This window comes from Limimaricola cinnabarinus (assembly GCF_047631075.1).
Lineage (GTDB): Bacteria > Pseudomonadota > Alphaproteobacteria > Rhodobacterales > Rhodobacteraceae > Limimaricola > Limimaricola cinnabarinus.
Genome location: NZ_JBLHYX010000006.1, coordinates 1 through 21,135 on the forward strand (window position 1 = coordinate 1; position 21,135 = coordinate 21,135).

18 protein-coding genes and 1 pseudogene are annotated in these 21,135 nt (G+C 66.1%); 9 read left to right on the forward strand and 10 right to left on the reverse strand.

Going from position 1 to position 21,135, the window contains the following annotated elements; all coding sequences use genetic code 11:
* Positions 1–250: 250 nt before the first annotated feature.
* Together ACJASC_RS06370 and ACJASC_RS06375 are read left to right on the forward strand one after the other, a co-directional pair.
* Positions 251–376: pseudogene (locus ACJASC_RS06370) on the forward strand (IS5/IS1182 family transposase); the annotation flags it as partial.
* A gap of 469 nt (positions 377–845) precedes the next feature.
* Positions 846–2,543: a chloride channel protein gene (locus ACJASC_RS06375; protein WP_415144509.1), complete on the forward strand. Its 1,698-nt coding sequence runs from the start codon at positions 846–848 to the stop codon at positions 2,541–2,543.
* Positions 2,544–2,565: 22 nt separating this feature from the next.
* Here the strand turns inward: ACJASC_RS06375 and ACJASC_RS06380 are convergent, their stop codons facing one another.
* The 4 genes from ACJASC_RS06380 to cobS all read right to left on the reverse strand — a co-directional run bounded on the left by ACJASC_RS06380 (position 2,566) and on the right by cobS (position 7,722).
* On the reverse strand, positions 2,566–2,907 hold the full coding sequence (locus ACJASC_RS06380) for a DUF427 domain-containing protein (protein ID WP_021693214.1): 342 nt from the start codon (positions 2,905–2,907) through the stop codon (positions 2,566–2,568).
* Between the two features lie 33 nt (positions 2,908–2,940).
* On the reverse strand, positions 2,941–4,758 hold the full coding sequence (locus ACJASC_RS06385; RefSeq protein WP_415144511.1) for an aminopeptidase P family protein: 1,818 nt from the start codon (positions 4,756–4,758) through the stop codon (positions 2,941–2,943).
* Positions 4,758–6,629: a cobaltochelatase subunit CobT gene (gene cobT, locus ACJASC_RS06390; protein WP_415144513.1), complete on the reverse strand. Its 1,872-nt coding sequence runs from the start codon at positions 6,627–6,629 to the stop codon at positions 4,758–4,760. Before cobT ends, ACJASC_RS06385 begins: the two co-directional genes overlap by 1 nt.
* 106 nt (positions 6,630–6,735) lie before the next feature.
* Positions 6,736–7,722: a cobaltochelatase subunit CobS gene (cobS, locus tag ACJASC_RS06395; RefSeq protein WP_415144515.1), complete on the reverse strand. Its 987-nt coding sequence runs from the start codon at positions 7,720–7,722 to the stop codon at positions 6,736–6,738.
* A gap of 169 nt (positions 7,723–7,891) precedes the next feature.
* Between cobS and ACJASC_RS06400 the strand changes: the two genes are divergently transcribed.
* Both ACJASC_RS06400 and ACJASC_RS06405 read left to right on the forward strand, forming a co-directional pair.
* Positions 7,892–8,443, forward strand: coding sequence for a sigma-70 family RNA polymerase sigma factor (locus ACJASC_RS06400; protein WP_415144517.1), 552 nt, complete (start codon positions 7,892–7,894; stop codon positions 8,441–8,443).
* Positions 8,440–9,132: an anti-sigma factor gene (locus tag ACJASC_RS06405; RefSeq protein WP_415144519.1), complete on the forward strand. Its 693-nt coding sequence runs from the start codon at positions 8,440–8,442 to the stop codon at positions 9,130–9,132. Before ACJASC_RS06400 ends, ACJASC_RS06405 begins: the two co-directional genes overlap by 4 nt.
* 85 nt (positions 9,133–9,217) lie before the next feature.
* Here ACJASC_RS06405 and ACJASC_RS06410 read toward each other — a convergent pair whose 3' ends face one another.
* The 3 genes from ACJASC_RS06410 to gatB form a co-directional block, all read right to left on the reverse strand.
* Entirely contained in the window at positions 9,218–9,868 is a 651-nt protein-coding gene (locus ACJASC_RS06410; protein WP_021693220.1) for a DnaJ domain-containing protein, read from the reverse strand.
* Between the two features lie 104 nt (positions 9,869–9,972).
* Entirely contained in the window at positions 9,973–10,383 is a 411-nt protein-coding gene (locus ACJASC_RS06415) for a DUF4177 domain-containing protein (RefSeq protein WP_021693221.1), read from the reverse strand.
* A 20-nt stretch (positions 10,384–10,403) separates the two neighbouring features.
* On the reverse strand, positions 10,404–11,927 hold the full coding sequence (gene gatB, locus ACJASC_RS06420) for an Asp-tRNA(Asn)/Glu-tRNA(Gln) amidotransferase subunit GatB (RefSeq protein WP_021693222.1): 1,524 nt from the start codon (positions 11,925–11,927) through the stop codon (positions 10,404–10,406).
* A gap of 253 nt (positions 11,928–12,180) precedes the next feature.
* Here gatB and ACJASC_RS06425 point away from each other — a divergent pair, with 253 nt between their 5' ends.
* Both ACJASC_RS06425 and ACJASC_RS06430 read left to right on the forward strand, forming a co-directional pair.
* Positions 12,181–12,807: a transglycosylase SLT domain-containing protein gene (locus tag ACJASC_RS06425; protein ID WP_415144522.1), complete on the forward strand. Its 627-nt coding sequence runs from the start codon at positions 12,181–12,183 to the stop codon at positions 12,805–12,807.
* A gap of 350 nt (positions 12,808–13,157) precedes the next feature.
* Positions 13,158–13,787, forward strand: coding sequence for a transglycosylase SLT domain-containing protein (locus ACJASC_RS06430; RefSeq protein WP_415144524.1), 630 nt, complete (start codon positions 13,158–13,160; stop codon positions 13,785–13,787).
* Positions 13,788–13,794: 7 nt separating this feature from the next.
* On the opposite strand, the gene ACJASC_RS06435 is transcribed toward ACJASC_RS06430, so the two are convergent.
* The 3 genes from ACJASC_RS06435 to pepN form a co-directional block, all read right to left on the reverse strand.
* Positions 13,795–14,658, reverse strand: coding sequence for a lysophospholipid acyltransferase family protein (locus tag ACJASC_RS06435; RefSeq protein ID WP_415144526.1), 864 nt, complete (start codon positions 14,656–14,658; stop codon positions 13,795–13,797).
* 156 nt (positions 14,659–14,814) lie between these two features.
* A complete protein-coding gene (locus ACJASC_RS06440; protein ID WP_415144528.1) occupies positions 14,815–15,375 on the reverse strand; it encodes a type 1 glutamine amidotransferase domain-containing protein in 561 nt (186 codons plus the stop codon).
* A gap of 83 nt (positions 15,376–15,458) precedes the next feature.
* Positions 15,459–18,011, reverse strand: coding sequence for an aminopeptidase N (pepN, locus tag ACJASC_RS06445; protein ID WP_415144530.1), 2,553 nt, complete (start codon positions 18,009–18,011; stop codon positions 15,459–15,461).
* A gap of 124 nt (positions 18,012–18,135) precedes the next feature.
* Here pepN and ACJASC_RS06450 point away from each other — a divergent pair, with 124 nt between their 5' ends.
* From ACJASC_RS06450 to ACJASC_RS06460, 3 genes are all read left to right on the forward strand, one after another.
* Complete coding sequence (locus ACJASC_RS06450) at positions 18,136–18,396, forward strand: hypothetical protein (RefSeq protein ID WP_021693228.1); 261 nt, start codon at positions 18,136–18,138, stop codon at positions 18,394–18,396.
* 132 nt (positions 18,397–18,528) lie between these two features.
* Positions 18,529–20,697 (forward strand): malate synthase G, encoded by a 2,169-nt coding sequence (locus ACJASC_RS06455; RefSeq protein WP_415144532.1) that lies wholly within the window; start codon positions 18,529–18,531, stop codon positions 20,695–20,697.
* Positions 20,697–21,125, forward strand: a complete 429-nt coding sequence (locus tag ACJASC_RS06460; protein ID WP_415144534.1) for a GlcG/HbpS family heme-binding protein — start codon at positions 20,697–20,699, stop codon at positions 21,123–21,125. The genes ACJASC_RS06455 and ACJASC_RS06460 overlap by 1 nt, the downstream gene beginning before the upstream one ends.
* Positions 21,126–21,135: the final 10 nt, after the last annotated feature.

The window sequence follows — 21,135 nt, forward strand, 5'->3', positions numbered from 1 at the left end:
CCGATACTCTCGCCCGGCTGCCCGACATGACGGCATCCCGCGTGCCGGACCTCCTCCCGTGGAACTGGCGATCGGCACCAGCATCACGCAAGGCTGCTTAGCCGCGGCCCACCCCGGATGCTTACGACCAGCGGCGCCTGCGGCCGCCATCGGTGATGATCTCGTAGTCAGACATAAGCACGTGCTTAGGCATATGCCTAAGCCTCCATGGTTATGCCTGAGTGTCCGCTCGAAACTGGGGCCAGTTCACAAGGCATTCGGGGAGCGCATCGCCGCGAGAGTCCCCGACCGCCAGACCGCCAAAGTCCACATTCGCATTGGCCTCATGAACCGCTTCTCAGCCCTCAGCACCGCCGAGATCGTTCGCGTGGGATGAAACTAGAAACTACGGGGGAAAGGGGCAAATGCGGCTCAAGCCCAAGTTCTGCAACAATGCACTCGGAGAGCCTGAATCACATAGCCTCACCAAAAAAAACGGGTCCTGACCCTAAAAAAAACGGTGTGAGCTTCAAAACCTCGCAAGGTTTCAATGCTCACACCGCGAAGTCCGGCTTTGACCCTGCCAAGGGTAAATAACTTCACTCCTTGGACGGCCACTCACCTCCGTCCTCGGTAAAACAGTAACGCTCGTCACCTGAGACTTGAGCCCATGAGACGATAAATATCTCGCTTCAATACAAGCTTTATCGAAAATTTCTTGCTCCCGCGCCATACCTCCTTAGCAGTAGTTTCGCCATTTAGCTTCATGTGCCCACTGTAAGCCACATGACGATGACGTTGCCGCATCTTCAATCGCGCCTTGTTCCGATCTAGAACCGAAGCGGGGCGAGAGGTGGCATTGGACGATGACAGACAGCTCAAATCGGTCCGGGGGACGCCTGCGCGCCTCGGTCGGACGCCTCGGCGCAAGCTGGAGGGAGGTCTGGTCGCTGATCCGCAGCCACGGGCCGAGCCAAGTTCAGTTCTGGTTCATCGCCTTGGTGCTGGGCAGCGCCGCGGGCATTGCCGCGATCGGATTCCGCGCCGGTGTCGAAACCCTGCAGGCCGCGCTCTACGGCACCGATGACGTCGCGATGTTGCATAGTTTCGCGGCCTCGCTGCCATGGTACTGGCTCCTGTGTTTGCCGGTGATAGGCGGTCTGACCGTCGGGCTGCTGCTCGACCGGTTCACCGAGGATGCGCGCGTGCGCTCCGTGGCCGAGGTGATCGAAGGCGCGGCGTTGCGCGAGGGCCGGGTGGAGCGCAAGCGGGGGCTGATCTCGGCTCTGGCCTCGATGATCACCCTCTCCACCGGGGGCTCCACGGGGCGCGAGGGGCCGGTGGTACATCTCGCTTCGGTGCTTGCGACCTATGTGTCTGGATGGATCCGCGCCGATGGCATCACCGGGCGCGACCTTCTGGGCTGCGCCGTCGCTGCCGCGGTCTCAGCGAGCTTCAACGCGCCCATCGCGGGCGCTCTCTTCGCGCTCGAGGTGGTGCTGCGGCACTTCGCGGTGCATGCCTTCGCACCCATCGCCATCGCCAGCGTCGCGGGCACGGTTCTGGGCCGGCTCGTCTGGGGCGACGTGACCGAGTTCACGCTTCCCGACAAGAACGCGCTGGCCTTCTATGTCGAGCTGCCCGCTTTCGTGCTTCTGGGACTGTTATGCGGTCTTGTCGCGGTGGCGTTGATGCGGTCGATCTTCTGGGCCGACGATTTGGCCAATGCGGTGCAGGCCCGATTGTCGCTGCCGCGCTGGCTGCGTCCGATGGCAACGGGACTGATCCTCGGGATGATCGCGATCTTCTTTCCGCACATTATCGGCGTCGGTTATGAGACGACCTCCGCCGCCTTGCAGGGCAGCCTCGCCTTCGATCTCGCGGTGATCTTCGTGGTGATCAAGGTGGCGGCGGTGGCGATCACCATGGCCGGACGCATGGGGGGCGGGATCTTTTCGCCCTCGCTGATGATCGGGGCGCTGACGGGTCTGGCTTTCGGCACCGTTGCAACCGCCATCGCGCCCGAATTCTCGGGCGAGGGCACGCTCTATGCGCTGGCGGGGATGGGCGCGGTTGCCGCCGCCGTGCTCGGCGCGCCGATCTCGACCACGCTGATCGTTTTCGAACTGACGGGCGACTGGCAAACCGGGCTCGCGGTGATGGTTGCGGTTTCACTGGCCTCGGCGGTGGCCTCGCGGCTGGTGCAGCGCTCGTTTTTCCTGACGCAGCTGGCGCGGCGCGGCGTGCATCTGGCGGCAGGGCCGCAGGCATGGCTTCTGGGCACGATCCGGGTCGAGACGGTGATGCGGGCCACCGGCGCGCCGCGCGCGGCCCCCGAAGACATCTGCCGGGAAATGATCGCCGAAGGGGTCTTCGTGCAGTCGGGGGCGACGCTGGAACAGGCGATGCCGTTGTTCGAGACGGTGCAGCGCCCCTTCGTGCCGGTGGTCCGCTTCGGCCCCGAAGACGAGGCGCCGGAACTGTGGGGGGCGCTGTTTCAGGTCGATGCGCTGCGGGCCGTGAACCGGGCGCTGACGCGCATGGCGGCCGAGGAACATTCCTGACGGCCGCCATACGAGGGACGGGTCAGACCTGCTCGACCGCGACCTTGTTCTTGTAGAAGGCAAGGCAGTCCTTGATCTGCTCCATGCCTGCTTTGGGATCCTCGTAGGACCAGACCGCATCTTCGATCGCGCCGCTCTTGGCGATGATGTTGTAGTATCGCGCGTCGCCTTTCCAGGGGCAGTGCGAGCGGGTCTTGGAGGGCTCGAGGAAGGCCATGGCGATGTCCTCGCGCGGGAAGTAGATGACCGCCGGGTAGTCGCCCTCGACCAGTTCCAGCGCGCGGCTGCTTTCGCCCAGCACCGCGCCACCCGCGCGCACCACCCAAGTGCCCTCGGCGGGACGGATCGTGATGTGATCGCTCATGTATTCGTGCTCCCTGTGGGTTGAGCCCTGCCGTCAGAGCGGCGCGCAGGCGGCCTTGAGCCAGTCCAACGCCGCGCCGTCGAGGCGCGGGGCGATCTTGTCGAGTGTAGTCGCGTGATAGGCGTCGATCCAGTCCCGCTCGGCAGGCGAAAGCATCTCCGCGACGATCAGCCGCCGTTCCAGCGGCACAAAGGTCAGGGTCTCGAAGTCGTACATCTCGCGGTCGTCGGCGCCAAACAGGGCCGGGGCCTCGCGGGTGACGATCAGGTTCTCGATGCGGATGCCGAAATGCCCCTCGCGGTAATAGCCCGGCTCGTTCGACAGGATCATGCCCGGCTCGATCTTGCTCTCCGAACCCTTGGAAATCCGTTGCGGTCCCTCATGCACCGAGAGATAGGCGCCGACCCCGTGGCCGGTGCCGTGATCATAGTCGAGACCGGCAGTCCACAGCGGGAAGCGCGCCAGCGCGTCGAGGTCGCGTCCCGCGAGCCCCTTGGGAAACCGTGCCCGGCTGAGCGCGATCATGCCCTGCAGCACACGGGTGTAGCACTCGGCGGCGTCCTCGGGGGGCGCGCCGATGGCGATGGTGCGGGTGATGTCAGTGGTCCCGTCGAGATACTGCCCACCCGAATCCACCAACAGGAGCTCGCCCATCCGCACGTCGCGGTCGGTGTCTTCGGTCACGCGGTAATGCGTGATCGCGCCGTGCTCGCCCGCGCCTGAGATGGTCTCGAAGCTGATGCCACGCAGCTCGTTCGTCTCGTGGCGAAAGCCTTCGAGGGCGGTGACGACGCCGATCTCGGTGAGCTTGTGGCCCGGCTCGTCCGCCAGCCGCGACGCCTCGGCGTCGAGCCAGTGCAGGAAACGGCAGACGGCGGCGCCGTCGCGCAGATGCGCTTGCCTTGCGCCCTCGATCTCGGCGGCGTTCTTGCGGGCCTTGGGCAGGATGCAGGGGTCCTCGGCCTCGGCGATCTCGGTCTCCCAGCCCTTGAGCGTGGTCTCGATGATCGACGGCGCGGATTTGGGATCGACGCGCACCGGGCCGGCAAGCTGGCCCAGCGCTCCAAGAAAGGCGTCGATGTCGAGCACATCGACATCCGGCCCCAGATGGTCGCGCAGGCCGTCGGCCTTGCCCCTGGGGCAGAACAGCTCGCAGCGTCCGGTCTCATCGAGGATCGCGAAGCTCAGGGGCACCGGAGTGCAGGGTACGTCGTCGCCACGAATGTTCAAAAGCCACGCGATCGAGTCGGGCAGGGTGAGCACGGCACAGCGCTGCCCCTCGCGCTTCAGCATGGCGGCGATCTCGGCGCGCTTCTCGGCATGGCTCTTGCCCGCGAACTCCTTGGGCCATGCGATGAAGGGCGCGGGCGGCGGGGCCGGGCGGTCCTCCCAGATCGCGTCCACGAGGTTGTCGCAGGGTTTCAGGCCGATCCCCTTGGGGTGCAGCCTGTTATGCAGCTCGCGGATCTCCTCGGGCGTGTGCAGCCACGCGTCATAGCCCACGGTGCCGCCCTCGGGCAGCTCCGAGATCAGCCAGTCGGCGAGCTTGGTGGCGGGCCAATCCAGGGGGGTGAATTCGGGTGCCACTTGGCTCTTGATCTGGATCTTGTAGCGCCCGTCGATGAAGACGCCCGCTTTATCGGCGAGGATCGCCGCGAACCCGGCCGATCCGGTAAAGCCGGTGAGCCAAGCGAGCCGCTCGTCTCGCGCGCGCACGTTTTCGCCGCGCCAGGTGTCGCCGCGCGGCACAATCCAGCCGTTAAGGCCTTCGGCAGCCATGCGTTCGCGCAGCTTGGCGAGACGCGGCGGGCCCTGTTCGGGGCGGGCGGTGGTGGCAAAGTTCTGGTACATCAGGCGACCCTGTTCATTCCGAGGACGCGGGCCCGCTTGCGCGGATCGCTGTCGAAGAGCGAGGCGAGCTGCTCGGTCATGGCCCCCGCGAGCTGGTCCACGTCGGTAATCGTCACCGCGCGGTCATAATAGCGCGTCACGTCATGGCCGATGCCGATGGCGGTCAGCTCCACCGCCTTGCGCTTCTCGACCATGGCGATCACGTCGCGCAGGTGCTTTTCGAGGTAGTTGGCCGGGTTCACCGACAGCGTGCTGTCATCGACTGGTGCGCCGTCCGAGATCACCATCAGCACCTTGCGAGCCTCGCGCCGCGCCAGCAGCCGCCGATGCGCCCATTCGAGCGCCTCGCCGTCGATGTTCTCCTTCAGCAGGCCTTCCTTCATCATCAGCCCGAGATTGTCGCGGGTGCGCCGCCACGGCGCATCGGCGCGTTTGTAGATGATGTGGCGCAGATCGTTGAGACGGCCGGGTCCGGCGGGACGACCGGCGGCGAGCCATGCCTCGCGCGCCTGACCGCCCTTCCATGCGCGGGTGGTGAAGCCCAGGATCTCGACCTTGACCTGACAGCGCTCGAGCGTACGGGCCAGCACGTCGGCGCAGATCGCGGCGATCGAGATCGGCCGTCCGCGCATCGAACCCGAATTGTCGATCAGCAGCGTCACCACGGTATCGCGGAACTCGGTGTCCTTCTCGACCTTGAACGACAGGGGCGTCGTGGGGTTGGCGATGACCCGGGCGAGGCGGCCCGCATCGAGGATGCCTTCCTCGCGGTCGAACTCCCAAGACCGGTTCTGCTGCGCTTGAAGCCTGCGCTGCAGCTTGTTGGCGAGGCGGCTGACCGCGCCCTTGAGCGGGTCGAGCTGCTGGTCGAGATAGGCGCGCAGCCGCTCCAGCTCGGCGGCTTCGGCCAGATCCTCGGCGCCGATCTCCTCATCGTGCTTCGTCTCGAAAACGAGGTAGTTGGGATCGGCATCCGAAGCGGCCGGGGGCGGAGGGTCCTGAGGGGCTTCGCCCTCGGGCATCTCCTGCTCCTCGGCATCCTCGGCTTCGGCCTGATCATCCATCGAGACCTGCGCCTGAGACTGGTCCTGTTGCTGGTCCTGGCTCTGTTCGGGGGACGCCTCGTCCTCCTGATCGTCCTCGTCGTCCTCGCCGGTGGAATCGGGGTCCTGGTCGTCCTCCTCCTCGGAGGCTTCGTCCTCCTGATCGGGGTCTTCCATGTCCGGATCGTCACCGAGCTGGTCGCCATAGCCGAGATCGCGGATCAGCTCGCGTGCGAAGCGGGCAAAGCTCTTCTGGTCGTGCAGCGCCTCGGCGAGATCCTCGAGCCGCGCGCCACCCTGATCCTCGATGAAGCCGCGCCAGAGCTCCATCACGTTGTCCGCGCCACCGGGCAGGTCGCGGCCCGTGGCAAGGTGGCGGATCAGGTATCCGGCCGCGACGGCGAGCGGCGCGTCGGCCTTGTCGCGGATCTGGTCATAACCTTTGCGGCGGGCATCCGATCCGATCTTGGCGTCGATGTTTCCGGCGGTGCCAGGCATGTATCTGGCGCCCACCGCCTCGACGCGCGCGCCCTCCATCGCGTCGTAAAGATCGCGCGCGATTCCCGACTGCGGCTGGTAGCGGGCGTTGACGGCAGCGTCGTGATAGCGGTGGCGAAGCGCCAGTGCATCGGCGGTGCCGCGCGCCAGCAGCACCTCGTCGCGGGTCATGCGGCGGCTGACCTGCGGCAGGCGCACGCTGTCATGCGTGAGGCCGGGCGGGTCGACCGAGAAGCTCACGGTCAGCTCGCGGTCGTCGGCCATGACCTTGGTGGCTTCGGTCAGGGCCTTCTTGAACGGATCGGCGGGGTTGTCGGACTGGGGGCTCATGGCAAATGTATCCCACTGGCGGCAGGGGGCGGCAAGGCGGCACGCTCCCATGATAACGAAAGGCCCGGCTCTTTCGATCCGGGCCTCTGCACAGCGTCGAAAGGGCTCAGCGCCCGGCGGTGCTCACCGCGCTCTCGGGAAGCTCCTCGTCGAAGCAGCGCTGGTAGAATTCGGCTACGGTCTGGCGCTCCAGCTCGTCGCACTTGTTGAGGAACGACAGCCGGAAGGAATAGCCCACGTCGCGGAAGATCTCGGCGTTCTGGGCCCAGTTGATCACTGTGCGCGGGCTCATCACGGTCGAAAGGTCGCCATTCATGAAGGCGGTGCGGGTGAGATCGGCCACCGTGACCATCTGGGAGACGATCTGGCGTCCATCGGCGGTGTTGTAATGCGGCGCCTTCGACAACACGATCGCGGCCTCGGCGTCGTGACTGAGATAATTCAGCGTCGCGACGAGGGACCAGCGGTCCATCTGCGCCTGGTTGATCTGCTGGGTGCCGTGATAGAGGCCGGTGGTGTCGCCCAAGCCCACGGTGTTGGCCGTAGCGAAGAGCCGAAAGTAAGGGTTCGGCGTCAGAACCTGGTTCTGGTCCATCAGCGTCAGCTTGCCGTCGGTCTCGAGCACCCGCTGGATCACGAACATCACATCGGCGCGGCCGGCGTCGTATTCGTCGAACACGATGGCACAGGGGTGGCGCAGCGCCCAGGGGAGAATTCCTTCGGCGAATTCGGTCACCTGCTTGCCGTCGCGCAGCTTGATCGCGTCTTTGCCGATCAGGTCGATACGGGAGATGTGGCTGTCGAGGTTGACGCGCACGCAGGGCCAGTTGAGCCGGGCCGCGACCTGCTCGATATGGGTCGACTTGCCGGTGCCGTGATAGCCCTGCACCATGACGCGGCGGTTGTTGCCGAAGCCCGCGAGGATGGCCCGGGTGGTGTCGGGATCGAACTTGTAGGTCGGGTCGATGTCGGGCACCCGGTCCGAGCGCTCGGCGAAGCCCTTGACCTTCATGGCGCTGTCGAAGCCGAAGGTCTCGCGGATGTCGATCTCCTCGGTCGGGCGGGCATTGGGGTCGGTCTGGGCGTCGGCCATGATGATCCTTTCGCGTGCGGGCAGGGGCCCTCATTTGCGGTCGCGCAAGTGATGTAGCATCGCGCGTCGGGGTTCAAGGCCCCCGGGAGCACGGGCCCGGCCGCTTGCCTTTTCGGCGGGACACGCCATTGTCTGGCTTCGCACGAAGAGCCCGAGGACCCGCATCATCATGTCGCGCCTGACCGAGATCGAAGCGATGATCGCCCGCATCGCGCTGGGCGATCGCGACGCGTTCGGGGCCCTCTACGACGCCACCAGCGCGAAACTCTTCGGGATTTGCCTGCGTGTGTTGAGCAACAGGGCCGAGGCCGAGGACGCTCTACAGGAGATCTACGTGAAGGTGTGGCACAACGCGGGGCGCTATCAGGTAAACGGGCTGAGCCCGATGACCTGGCTCATCACCATCGCGCGCAACCACGCCATCGATCGGCTGCGGATGCGCCGCAAGGCCGAGAGCCGAGGTGGCGACATGGACGCGGTGGCCGCGATGGCCGATACCGCGCCGGGGCCGGAGGCGCTCGCGGTCGCGGCCTCGGACAGCGCGCAGATCGAGCGCTGTCTGACCGAGCTTGAGCCCGACCGGGCCGGTGCGGTGCGCGGGGCCTATCTCGCGGGCGATAGTTATGCCGATCTGGCCGCGCGCTACGACGTGCCGCTCAATACGATGCGAACCTGGCTGCGTCGCAGTCTCATGCGGCTCAAGGAGTGCCTGACGCGATGACCGGGGCCGGGGATCATCATGAGGACGACACCGTTCTGGCCGCCGAACACGTGCTGGGACTGCTGGAGGGCGAGGATCTCGCGCGCGCCGAGAGGCGGCTCGAGAGCGACGCGGAGTACCGCGCGCTCCATGCGCTCTGGACCGAGGATTTCACCTCGCTCACCGACGAAATCGCGCCCGTGACGCCGCCGTTGCGGGTCAGGCGCGCCATCGACGAGCGGCTCTTCGGGGCGCGCCGCGAGGGCCTGTTGCGGCGGTTGGGGCTGTGGCCCGCGCTGTCGGCGGCGGCCTTGGCGGCGGGCACATATCTGGTGGTGACCAACCTCGACCTGATGCGCTCCGAACCCGTAGGCCCGGGTCTGCGCGCGGAAATCGCGGCGGAGGATGGCAGTCTCGTGGTGCAGGTGGCCTACGACCCCGCCGATCCGGACGCGCTGCAGATCTCGCGCCCAAGCGGTGCGGCCGCGCCCGGTCGGGCGTTGGAGCTTTGGTTGATCGCGGGCGAAGCGGCTCCGGTCTCGCTCGGCGTGCTGCCCGAGGACCGCGATGGCCGGGTGGCGGTTCCCGAGGCATTGCGTCCGCTGCTGGCGCAGGCCGTGCTCGCCGTTTCGGACGAGCCCGAGGGCGGATCGCCCACTAAAGCGCCTACGGGCGCGGTGCTGGGCGCGGGGCCGGTCACGACGCTCTGATCGCCTGACCGTCGGAGCGCGACCCGCACCCCGAGGCAAGTCAGCTTCCCCGGCACCGCCCGATGCGTGCCGGGGGACTATCCGATCAATCCTTGTCGCGGAACGACTTGCTTTCCTTGATCTGGTCCCAAGCCCATACGACTTCGCCGAGCTGCTCTTCCTGGCTACGGTCACCGCCGTTCATGTCGGGGTGCAGCACCTTGATCAGCGCTTTGTAGGATTTGCGGATCTCGGCCTTGGACCAGCTGTCCTTGGCATCGAGCACTTCCAGCGCGCGGCGTTCGGTCGCGGGCAGGCGGCGGGTGTGGCCGCCTTGCTGGGCCGCGTTCTTGCCGGGGTTGCGGGTGGCGTTCTCGCCCAGCACCTGATGCGGGTCGTCGACGCCCAGCCGCGCCCAGGCGCGCTGCTCCTCGCTGCGCTTGCCGAAGGGCTTGGTCGAGCGGCCCCAGACGCGGTCGTTCTCGACCTGCTCGGAGAATTCGGCCTCGGTGGTGCCGTCGAAGAAATTCCATTTGAGATTGTATTCGCGCACGTGGTCTTTGCAGAACCAGAAGTAATCGTCGAGAATATCAGGAGATTTCGGGGCGCGGTACTTGCCCGCCTCTTCGCAGCCCGGATGGTCGCAGACCCGTGTCGAGGTCTCGAAGGCGCCGGACATCCCACGTCTGCCGCGCGGGTTTTTCTTCTTCGATGCCGATACCGACATATCGAAACCGAAGGGGTCGTTCTTAGCCATGCTCTGCCTCATCCTTTCGAGTCGGACGCGGCAGTTTAGTCCAAAGAGCCGGAGATTGAAGGGGCGGAGGGCATTTTCCGCCCCTTCGGCACCGGAGTGCCGGTTCAGTCGTCGCGCGAGGCGGTGACCGCCGGAGCGGGACGATCCGGAATCTCCTGCGCCTCGCGCGCACCGGGCACGGCGCGGGTGGGAGCCGGGGCCGGGGTCTCGGCCCGGCTCGCGCTCAGCCCTTGGGGCTGGGGCTGCGCTGCGATCGGATCTGCGGCGACGGGCGTGACCTGCGCCGTGGCACGGCGGAACACCAGCACCGAATGATAGACCGTGCTCCGGCCCCGAAACCCTTGCCGCTCCTCGCAGGGCAGGGTCTCGGCGCGCTGATACTCCCAGCCCTTGGCAGCCATCTCATTGATCGTGGACTGCAAGGCATGCGCATAGCGGTCCTCGGAGGTCTTCAGCCCGCGTTCCTTGACGCCGCGCTTGGGCGCGGGAACGACGCGGTAGTCATAGGCGGTCATGGCGCTCTCCTTGCGCGGGCTCAAAGCCCGAGCTTTTGCGTGACGATCTGGTTGACGGCAGCGGGGTTGGCCTTGCCACCGGTGGATTTCATCACCTGGCCCACGAACCAGCCCGCGAGCTTGGGGTTCTGCTTGGCCTTTTCGACCTGCGCCGGGTTGGCGGCGATGATCTCGTCGACCGCCGCCTCGATGGCACCGGTGTCCGTGACCTGCTTCATGCCGCGATCCTCGACGATCTGCGCCGGGTCGCCGCCCTCGGTGTAGACGATTTCGAACAGGTCCTTGGCGATCTTGCCCGAGATGTCCCCCTTGGCGATCAGCGCCACGATATCACCGAGCTGCGCAGGGCTGACCGGGCTCTGCTCGATGCCCAGATCGTCCTTCTTGAGGCGACCGAACAGCTCGTTGATGACCCAGTTCGCGGCGAGCTTGCCATCCTTGGCACTGTCGATGTGGTTCACCACCGCCTCGAAATACACGGCGTTGGCCAACTCCGCGGTCAGCACGCCCGCGTCATACTCCGACAGCCCCATGTCGCCCATGAAGCGCGCCTTCTTGGCATCGGGCAGCTCGGGCAGATGCGCCGCGATGTCGTCGACCCAGGCCTGCTCGATCTCGAGTGGCAGCAGGTCGGGGTCGGGGAAGTAGCGGTAGTCATGCGCCTCTTCCTTGGAGCGCATCGAGCGGGTCTCGTTCTTGTCGGGATCGTAGAGGCGCGTCTCCTGCACGACGCTGCCGCCATCTTCGAGAATGGCGATCTGACGCCGCGCCTCGAAGTCGATCGCGGCTTGGATGAAGCGCATCGAGTTCATGTTCTTGATCTCGCAGCGGGTGCCCAGATGCGAGAAGTCCTGCGTTTCCTGATAGTGCTCGTAATCGCCGGGACGGCAGACCGAGACGTTCACGTCGGCGCGCAGGTTGCCGTTTTGCATGTTGCCGTCGCAGGTCCCGAGATAGCGTAGGATCTGGCGCAGCTTGCCGACATAGGCCGCCGCTTCCTCGGGGCCGCGAATGTCGGGACGGCTGACGATCTCCATCAGCGCCACCCCGGTGCGGTTGAGGTCGACAAAGGACATGTTGGGGTCCATGTCGTGGATCGACTTGCCCGCGTCCTGTTCGAGATGGATGCGCTCAATCCGCACCAGCCGCGCCTGACCGTTGCCCATCTCGACCAGCACTTCGCCTTCGCCGACGATCGGGTGGTAGAGCTGGCTGATCTGGTAGCCCTGCGGCAGGTCCGGATAGAAGTAGTTCTTGCGATCGAAGGCCGAGCGCAGGTTGATCTCGGCCTTGAGGCCGAGGCCGGTGCGCACCGCCTGCGCCACGCAGCCCTCGTTGATGACGGGCAGCATGCCGGGCATGCCCGCGTCGATGAACGAGACGTTGGAGTTGGGTTCCGCGCCGAAGGCCGTCGACGCGCCCGAGAACAGCTTGGCGCGGGTGGCGACCTGCGCATGCACCTCAAGGCCGATCACCAGCTCCCAATCCCCGGTTGCGCCCGCGATCACCTTGGGGGCGGGGGCCTCGTATGTCAGGTCCAGCATGGGAGCCTCTCCTTGCACCGTTGTCGCGGGTCTGATTAGGCGCGAACGCCCCGCGCTTCAAGGGTAGGGAGAGGATGTCGGGGATCGGCGGACCGGCGCGACGATTGGGCGGTATCTCGCCGAAAATATGGTAGGACTGCCTGCGCGCTCGACTCAAGGCGACGGTCTGGGACAGATCGCTCTCAGTTGCTGCCACAACGGACAAGATCAGAAAATGTTCCCGACGAGTGTCTCTGCGCGTCTGCGCCGCCTCATGCCGATCGCTCTTCTCAGTCTCGGCGCCGCCTGCGCTCAGATCCCCGAGCCGGAGGCACCTGTCGCTCCCGCCCCCACACCCGCCGCCATGCCGGTGATGGCATGGGATCATCGCCCCGAAAGTGCGCAGTGGACCGACGCCACGCTGGCGGCCCTCAAGGCGCATGGTGCGCCGCTTTTGAGCCAAGTGCCCGGTGATATCGCGACATGGTGCCCCGGCTATGCCGAGGCCTCACGGGACGAGCGCGCGGCCTTCTGGGCGGGGATGCTCTCGGCCTTGGCCAAGCATGAAAGCACCTGGAATCCCGGCGCCGTCGGCGGAGGCGGCAAATGGTTCGGGCTCGTGCAGATTGCCCCGGCCACTGCGCGCAGCTATGGCTGCACGGCGGGCAGCGGCTCGGCGCTCAAGGATGGCGTGTCCAACCTCTCCTGCGCCGTGCGCATCGCTGCGCGCACGGTGCGTCGCGATGGCGTGGTCTCAGCGGGAATGCGCGGCCTCGCCGCCGACTGGGGCCCGTTCCATTCTTCTCGCAAGCGCAGCGATATGGCCAACTGGACCCGCAACCAGAGCTACTGTCAGCCGCGCCAAGCCGCTGTCGCCGACAAGACTGGCAAGGCCGGCTGAGCGTGAGGGCTGTCGCCTCCGCGACACAGGCCTCGCGCCGTCGCGGAGCCGCGCGCGTCCTGAGATCACTTTCGCGTTGCATCGTGTCGCGGCGACAGTGCAGTTATCCCCACATGCTCGTGGCACTGACGATCCTGGGGGGATCGACGGCCGTGTCGTCGGGTTCGACGGTCTATGCCGAGCCGTCGGACCCGGCGGAATTACATATACCCGTCAGACGCTTGCAGGTTGACGTTCAGGCAACGCCTGCGCCGCCTACACCCGGTCCCGCTGCACCGCGCCTCGACCCACCCGTCCTCGATGCCTCCGATCTTCGGATCGACCAAGCACCCCCTGCCACCTTGCGTCCGATGCTGCGCCCCGCCTCGTTGGCCGCAAGCTCGATCCTGCCCGTGCCGGAACTGCGCCCGCAAGCTCGCGATCCGTTCCTGCCCGAGGCTCGCTGGGACGGCAAGCCGGGTGCCGGGCTGTGGACGCGGGGGCTCATGGCGGCGCTGCGCGGCCCGGCGTCGGACCTCGCCGACGTCGTGCCTAACGATATCGCGACATGGTGTCCGGCCTATGCCGACAATCCGCCCCGGCTGCGCCGGGCCTTCTGGGTCGGTGTCATGTCCGCGCTGGCCCGGTTCGAAAGCAGGCACCGCGCCGATGCGGTGGGCGGCGGCGGGCTTTATCACGGGTTATTGCAGATCCTGCCCGGCACGGCGCGCGGCTATGGCTGCGTGGCGCGCGACGGGGCAATGTTGCGCGATCCGGTGCGCAATCTTAGCTGCGCAGCACGGATCATGGCGCGCACCGTCACTCGTGACCGGGCCGTGGCGCTCAAGGATGGCAGGCGAGCCGGGATCGCCGCCGACTGGGGGCCGATGACCAAGCCGTCCATGCGCGCCGAAATGGCGGCGTGGACCCGAGAGCAGAGCTATTGCAAGCGCAAGGCGCTTCTCAGTGTGCCACGTCCCCAAGCGCGGCCCGAAACCTGACCCGGGCTCAGGCCCGAGTGCGAAGGATCGGACGGGTCGAACGCACGAGGCTTACCGTCGGCGCATCGCGACCGCCCAGACCCAGCGTTGCCCGCCGCAGCATCTCGATGCCGCCTTCGGCCTTGATGGGCAGTGAGGCGGGCGAGATTTCCTCACCCACGGTAATGACATAGGGCTGGCGATCCTTGTTCAGCATCTCGTGGAACAGGGTGATGTCGCGTAGCGTCGGGTGGACCATGTCGAAGAGATAAAACAGCGCCGAATTGCGGGCGCGGATGTTCACCGGGATCACCGGCAGATCGAATTTGCGCGCAAGCATCGCCGCCGATGGCATCCATGGCCGCTCGTGCAGTCGCAGACCCCGCCGCTTGGCAAGGCGACCCGACGGGAAGATCACGCCAAGCCGCCCCTCCGCGACCGCCTGCCGGGTCAGGTCCATGGTGACCTTGGTCTTGGCGTGGCTGCGTTTGTCCTTGCGCCATTCGACCGGAAGGATGAGGTCCTGCATCTGCGGCAGCACCCTCAGGATGTCGCCATTGGCATAGATGAACAGATCGGGCCGGATCGTCTTGAGCGCGTGGTAAAGCATGATCCCGTCGGCGATGCCGGTGGGATGGTTGGCCACGATGAGCGCCGGGCCGTGGCGCGGCACGTTGTCGAGGCCAATCACCGTAAGGTGCTTGGCGAGCATGTCGCCCATGTCACCCATGATCCGCGCCGTCGGCTCGTCGCGAAGCTTTGTACCGATCGAGACGGTGCGGTCGTAAGACAGAGCGAGGTGCAAAAGACCGCGCAACGGCTTCACCAAGGGTGATTGCCGGAACATCCACGGGGCACGCTCGGCAATCAGCGGGTCAATGCGGTCTTTCATGAAGCTTTAATAACCATCAGCACAAGGCAGTTCCGTGACATTTGCGGGATTGTCATGCTTTTGGCAATGGAGTTGCCCGAGGCAGGGGCAGAGCGGCAAGCGAGCGCCGCTTTGAGATACGGGGCGGCGACCGGCCACCGCCCCGCAAAAGATGCGTCAGGCCGCGTCACGTTCGTGACGGCCTTCGCGTACTTCCTCGATGATCTTTGCTACGAAAGCGTCGAGATCGTCGGGGTTGCGGCTGGTGATGATGCCCTGATCGGTGACGACCTCGCGGTCGACCACTTTGGCGCCCGCATTTCTGAGATCCGTGCGAAGCGAGGGATAGGAGGTCATTTCGCGCCCCCGGACCACCTCGGCTTCGATGAGCACCCACGGCCCGTGGCAGATCGCCGCGACGATTTTGCCCGCTGTGGTGAAGTCCTTCACGAGCTGTACCGCCTCGGGCTTGGTGCGCAGCACATCGGGGTTGATCTGGCCGCCGGGCAGCACGATGGCGTGGTAATCATCCATCTTCGCATCCGAGATGGCGAGGTCGACATCGGCCTTCGGGCCCCAGTCGGTCTCGTCCCAGCTCTTGATCGCCTCGCCGTCCGGGCTGGCCACGTGAACGGTCGCACCCGCGGCACGCAGTTTGTCTCGCGGCACTTCCAGTTCGACCTTCTCGAAGCCGTCGGTGGCGATGATGAGGATCTTGGCGTCGGTAATGTCGGTCATGTCCGTCTCCTTGCGGTTCGGGGGTATCGGGGTCCAAACGGCAAGGGGTGAGGGGGCGTTCCATGCGCCCCCTCACGCTTGGGTCAATCGGCGAGCATTCGCCCGATCATCTCGGAAGTATCGCGGCTGAGGCCCTCTGTGCTTGCGATCCGCTCCAGCTCGGCCCGGATCAGCGTCTTGCGATCCGCATCATAGCGCTTCCAGGTCGAGAAGGCCTGCGTCATCCGCGCCGTGGTCTGCGGATTCAGCGGGTCGAGCTTAAGTAGCCAGTCGGCGAGCAGCCGGTAGCCCGCACCAGAGGGGGCATGAAAGCCCGCCGCGTTGCCCGATAGCGCGCCGAACACGGCCCGGAAGCGGTTGGGGTTCTTCCAGTCGAAGGCCGGATGCGCGGTGAGCGCCTCGGCCGTGGCGGCGGCGTCCCGCGGTGCGGAGGCCGCAACCTGCAAGCCGAACCACTTGTTCATCACCAACCGCTCGTGGCTCCATTGATCCTCGAACGCCTTCAGTTCGGCCTCGCCTTCACCGATCCTGAGCAGCACGCCCAGCGCCGCGATCTGCTGGGTCATGTTGTCGGCGGCACGGTACTGCGCCCGCGCCCGGTCGCCGCCCTGCGTGAGCGACAGCAGCGACAGCGCCGCGTTGGTGAGCGACCGGCGGCCCGCGTCGGCGGCTTCGGGGCTGTAGGGGCCGGTGACCTGATGCGTGTCGTAAAGCCGGGTTAGCACGTCGCCCAGCCTGTCGGCGATCGCATGGCGCAGCGCCTCGCGGGCCTCATGGATCGCGGTCGGGTCGGGGGCGTGGCCCGTCTCGAAGATCGCCTGCGCCAGCTCGTCCTCGCCTGGCAGGGCCAGAAGCTGTGCGCGAAACGCCGGATCGAGGCTCTCGTCGGCGATGCCGCGGCCCAGCGCGTCGATATAGCCCGCATCGGGGCCCGTGCCGTCTTGGATCATCGCCATGAGGTTGGTGCGCGCCAGATCGCGCCCCGCCTCCCATTTGTTGAACGGGTCGGTGTCATGCGCGAGCAGGAAGGTGCGAGTCTCGTCGGATTGCTCCTGCCGCAGGATCACCGGCGCCGAAAAGCCGCGCAGGATCGACGGGACGGGCCGGGCCGACAGGCCGTCGAAGGCAAAGCTCTGCTCGGCCTCGTTCAGTTCAACCACCTGGGTCGGCACCACCTCGTCGCCATTCGGGTTCAGCAGGCCCACCGCGACGGGGATTACCACCGGCTGCTTGTCGGGCTGGCCGGGGGTCGGGGGGGTCTCCTGCCTGAGCGTCAGCGTATAACGCCCCTCCGACCAGTCCTCGGCCACATGGACGCGCGGCGTGCCGGCCTGAGAATACCAGCGGGCGAACTGCGACAGGTCGCGGCCTGTGGCATCCTCGAAGGCGCGGAGCCAGTCCTCGATGGTCACCGCCTGACCGTCATGGCGCTCGAAATAGAGGTCGAGCGCCTTGCCGTAGCCTTCATCTCCCACCAGCCGCCGGAGCATGCCAACGATCTCGGCGCCCTTCTCATAAACGGTAACGGTGTAGAAATTGTTGATCTCGACGAAGCTCTCGGGCCGCACCGGGTGGGCGAGCGGGCCATTGTCCTCGCGGAACTGCGCCGCGCGCAAGAGCATCGCATCGTCGATCCGCTTGACCGCATGGGAGCGCATATCGCCGGTGAACTGCTGGTCGCGGAACACCGTGAGACCTTCCTTGAGGCACAGCTGGAACCAGTCGCGGCAGGTGACGCGGTTGCCGGTCCAGTTGTGGAAGTATTCATGCGCGATGATCGCCTCGATCCGTTCGAAATCGGCGTCGGTCGCGGTGGCGGGAGAGGCGAGTACGGCGGAGGAGTTGAAGATGTTCAGCCCCTTGTTTTCCATCGCGCCCATGTTGAAGTCATCGACCGCGACGATGTTGAACACGTCGAGGTCGTATTCGCGCCCGTAAACCTCCTCGTCCCATGTCATCGACTTCTTCAGCGCCTCCATCCCAAAGGCGCATTTGTCGATATCGGCCTTGCGGACCCAGAGGTTCAGCGCGACATCGCGGCCCGACATGGTAGTGAAGCTGCCCGAATGCGCGACGAGATCGCCTGCGACCAGCGCGAAGAGATAAGCGGGCTTGGGCCAGGGGTCGGACCATTCGGCAAAGCCTTCGCCCGAAGCGCCGGGATTGCCGTTCGACAGCAACACCGGCAGATCGCTTTCGATGCGCACATGAAACGGGGCCATCACGTCGGGGCGGTCGGGATAGAAGGTGATCTTGCGAAAGCCCTCGGCCTCGCATTGCGTGCAATACATGCCGTTCGAACGATAGAGCCCTTCGAGCGCGGTGTTGTTCTCGGGGTCGATCTCGACCTCGGCCTCGAAGGTGAAGGGCGCATCGGGCGCATCGAGCGTCAGCCCGCCCTCGATCAGTTCGGGCGTGACCTGCGCCCCGTTGATATGCGCGGAAATCAGCTTGAGCCCCTCGCCATGCAGGAAGAAGTCGCGCCCGGTGGCATCGGGGTTGGGGCGGAACCGGATTTCGGAGAGCACGCGCGTCGCATGCGGCGCGAGCCGGAAGGTCAGGCGCACCTCGTCCACGAGATAGGCGGGGGGCGTGTAATCCCTCAGATAGACGGTGCGGGGATCGTGCTGTGTCATGTCCGGGAACCTTTCGCTGAACCTTCGAGCCTGCGGGACGTTAGGGCTGAGACAGGTGGGCTTCAAGCGCGCCCCCGACCGCGACCGTGATTGGCGGCGCGGCAACCTTTCGAGGAGAATACCCATGTCCGCCCCCCATACTGATGTCGAAAAACAGGAAAAGCGCCATAAGGGCCCGCTTACCGGCATGGCGATCGTCGCCATCTTCGGTGTGCTGCTGATCCTGTTTCTCGTGTTCATGGGCTTTGGTCAGGGCAATGAGCCCGAGGCCGAGGCCACCGTCGAGGCCGTGGGCAGCGGCGAGGTCGAGACCGCCGACGATGCTGATATCGTCGGCGCGCCCGAGCAGCTTGCCGACGAGACACCGGCGCAGCCGCAGCAGTGACGCTCCCGAAGGGGGAAACGAAAAGGCGCGGGCCATGGGGCTCGCGCCTTTTCGCGTGACGGCGGCATCTAGTTGCCGGTCCCCTCGGGATGGATTAGCCAATGCACAACCGTATGCGAGGAGGAGAGGCAGATGGCCGAGAGGATCGACAAGCACGGATTGATGGTGGCCCCCGAATTGGTGGCCTTCATCAAGGATGAGGCGCTTCCGGGGACGGGGATCGACGCCGACGAGTTCTGGAAAGGGTTTGCAGCACTCGCGCAGGAGTTCGGCCCGCGCATCCGCGACGCGCTTTCGGATCGCAGCAAGCTACAGGCCGAGATCGACGCCTGGCACCTGTCGCGCAAGGGTCAGCAGATCGACGCGGAGGAGTATCGCCGGATGCTGGAGGGCATCGGCTATCTGGTGCCGGAGGGCGGCGACTTCGAGATTGGCACCAAGGGGACCGACCCCGAGATCGCACATACTCCGGGCCCGCAGCTCGTGGTGCCGATCACCAATGCGCGCTTCGCGCTCAACGCCGCCAATGCGCGCTGGGGCAGCCTTTACGACGCGCTCTACGGCACCGACGCGCTGGGCAGCCTGCCGCAGGGCAAGGGCTATGACGAGGAGCGTGGCGCGCAGGTCATCGCATGGGGCCGCCGTCACCTCGACGAGGTCGCCCCGCTCGACGGCACGTCCTGGGCCGAAATCGACCAGCTCGAAATCAAGGGCGGCACGCTCGTCGCCTCCAAGGGCGATGCTGAGCACGGTCTGAAGGAGCCCGAGCAGTTCGCGGGCTCTGCCACGGATGGCAAGGCCGATCTGCAGGTGCTCTTGGAAAAGAACGGCCTGCTGATCGAGATCGTCGTCGATCCGTCGAGCCAGATCGGCGGCTCCGACCGGGCCGGGATCTCCGACATCCGGCTCGAAAGTGCCGTCTCGACCATCATGGATTGCGAGGATTCGGTCGCGGCGGTCGATGCCGAGGACAAGGTCCTGGCCTATCGCAACTGGCTCGGGCTGATGCAGGGCACGCTGCAGGCCAGCTTCATGAAGGGCGGCGAGGAGATGACCCGCCGCATGGAGGGCGACCGGGAATTCACCGCGCCCGACGGCTCGACCCGCACGGTCAAGGGCCGCTCGTTGATGCTGATCCGCAATGTCGGTCACCTGATGACCAACCCCGCGATCATCGGCAAGGATGACAAGCGCGAAATCTCCGAAGGGCTGATGGACGCGGTGATCACCGTTCTCATCGCCATGCACGACCTCAGGAAAGAGGACGGCCCGCGCAACTCGACCCATGGTTCGGTCTATGTCGTGAAGCCCAAGATGCACGGGCCGCAGGAGGTCGCGCTCTCGAACGACATGTTTTCGGCCGTCGAGAAGATGCTCGGCCTGCCGCAAGACACCGTCAAGCTCGGCATCATGGACGAGGAGCGCCGCACTTCGGCCAACCTCAAGGAATGCATCCGCGCCGCCAGGAACCGCGTGGCCTTCATCAACACCGGCTTCCTCGATCGCACCGGCGACGAGATCCACACCTCGATGGAAGCCGGCCCGATGATCCCCAAGGGCGAGATGAAATCCTCGGCCTGGATTCAATCCTATGAGGACCGCAACGTCGATATCGGCCTTGCCTGCGGCCTCAAGGGGAAGGCCCAGATCGGCAAGGGGATGTGGGCGATGCCCGACCGGATGGCCGACATGCTCGACCAGAAGATCGGCCACCCCAAGGCGGGTGCCACCTGCGCCTGGGTGCCGTCGCCCACCGCTGCGACGCTGCACGCGGCGCATTACCACCATGTCGACGTTATGGCCCGTCAGGACGAGATCGCCCAAGGCGGCGCGCGCGGCACGCTCGCGGACCTGCTGACGATCCCGCTGGCGACGGGCCGCAACTTCGACGACGCCGAGGTCACGCGCGAAATCGAGAACAACGCGCAGGGCATCCTCGGCTACGTGGTGCGCTGGATCGATCAGGGGGTGGGCTGCTCCAAGGTGCCCGACATCAACGATGTCGGCCTGATGGAGGACCGCGCGACCTGCCGGATTTCGTCCCAGGCGCTGGCCAACTGGCTGCATCATGGCGTCGTCTCCGAGCACCAGGTGATGAAGGCCATGAAGAAGATGGCCGAAGTGGTGGACCGCCAGAACGAGGGTGACGCCTCTTACAAGCCGATGGCGCCGCATTTCGACAGCCTCGCCTTTCAGGCGGCCTGCGACCTCGTCTTCGAGGGACGCAAACAGCCCTCGGGCTACACCGAGCCGGTGCTGCACCGCCGTCGCCTCGAACTGAAGAATCTGGAGACCCGCTGATGACCAAGCTGACCATCGACGCCGCCCGCACCATCATTCGCGAGGCTCTCGCCAAGTCGCACGAGATGGGTCTCAAGCCCATGTCGGTGATCGTGCTCGACGCGGGCGGCCACCCGCTCGCCTTCGAACGCGAGGACGGCGCGGCACCGGGCCGCTATGCCATTGCCGAGGGCAAGGCTTACGGCGCCGTGATGCTGGGCATGCCCGGCTCGGCGCAGATGGCCCGTGCCGAGGCGCAGCACTACTTCATGACCGCGGCCAACGGCGCCTTCGGCGGCAAGGTCGTGCCGGTCCCCGGCGGCGTCATCGTGCGCGGCGAGGACGGCTCCGTGCTCGGAGCTGTCGGTGTCACGGGCGACACCTCGGACAACGATGCTACGGCGGCCCTTGCCGGGATCGAGGCGGCGGGGCTGAAGGGCGACGCCTGACGCCTTTCAT

What these genes read in the sequence shown, in the direction of transcription:
- ACJASC_RS06375 (WP_415144509.1), top strand. Translation starts at nt 846, where the DNA reads ATGACAGACAGCTCAAATCGGTCCGGGGGACGCCTGCGCGCCTCGGTC.
- ACJASC_RS06380 (WP_021693214.1), bottom strand. Translation starts at nt 2,907, where the DNA reads ATGAGCGATCACATCACGATCCGTCCCGCCGAGGGCACTTGGGTGGTG.
- ACJASC_RS06385 (WP_415144511.1), bottom strand. Translation starts at nt 4,758, where the DNA reads ATGTACCAGAACTTTGCCACCACCGCCCGCCCCGAACAGGGCCCGCCG.
- cobT (WP_415144513.1), bottom strand. Translation starts at nt 6,629, where the DNA reads ATGAGCCCCCAGTCCGACAACCCCGCCGATCCGTTCAAGAAGGCCCTG.
- cobS (WP_415144515.1), bottom strand. Translation starts at nt 7,722, where the DNA reads ATGGCCGACGCCCAGACCGACCCCAATGCCCGCCCGACCGAGGAGATC.
- ACJASC_RS06400 (WP_415144517.1), top strand. Translation starts at nt 7,892, where the DNA reads ATGTCGCGCCTGACCGAGATCGAAGCGATGATCGCCCGCATCGCGCTG.
- ACJASC_RS06405 (WP_415144519.1), top strand. Translation starts at nt 8,440, where the DNA reads ATGACCGGGGCCGGGGATCATCATGAGGACGACACCGTTCTGGCCGCC.
- ACJASC_RS06410 (WP_021693220.1), bottom strand. Translation starts at nt 9,868, where the DNA reads ATGGCTAAGAACGACCCCTTCGGTTTCGATATGTCGGTATCGGCATCG.
- ACJASC_RS06415 (WP_021693221.1), bottom strand. Translation starts at nt 10,383, where the DNA reads ATGACCGCCTATGACTACCGCGTCGTTCCCGCGCCCAAGCGCGGCGTC.
- gatB (WP_021693222.1), bottom strand. Translation starts at nt 11,927, where the DNA reads ATGCTGGACCTGACATACGAGGCCCCCGCCCCCAAGGTGATCGCGGGC.
- ACJASC_RS06425 (WP_415144522.1), top strand. Translation starts at nt 12,181, where the DNA reads ATGCCGATCGCTCTTCTCAGTCTCGGCGCCGCCTGCGCTCAGATCCCC.
- ACJASC_RS06430 (WP_415144524.1), top strand. Translation starts at nt 13,158, where the DNA reads ATGCTGCGCCCCGCCTCGTTGGCCGCAAGCTCGATCCTGCCCGTGCCG.
- ACJASC_RS06435 (WP_415144526.1), bottom strand. Translation starts at nt 14,658, where the DNA reads ATGAAAGACCGCATTGACCCGCTGATTGCCGAGCGTGCCCCGTGGATG.
- ACJASC_RS06440 (WP_415144528.1), bottom strand. Translation starts at nt 15,375, where the DNA reads ATGACCGACATTACCGACGCCAAGATCCTCATCATCGCCACCGACGGC.
- pepN (WP_415144530.1), bottom strand. Translation starts at nt 18,011, where the DNA reads ATGACACAGCACGATCCCCGCACCGTCTATCTGAGGGATTACACGCCC.
- ACJASC_RS06450 (WP_021693228.1), top strand. Translation starts at nt 18,136, where the DNA reads ATGTCCGCCCCCCATACTGATGTCGAAAAACAGGAAAAGCGCCATAAG.
- ACJASC_RS06455 (WP_415144532.1), top strand. Translation starts at nt 18,529, where the DNA reads ATGGCCGAGAGGATCGACAAGCACGGATTGATGGTGGCCCCCGAATTG.
- ACJASC_RS06460 (WP_415144534.1), top strand. Translation starts at nt 20,697, where the DNA reads ATGACCAAGCTGACCATCGACGCCGCCCGCACCATCATTCGCGAGGCT.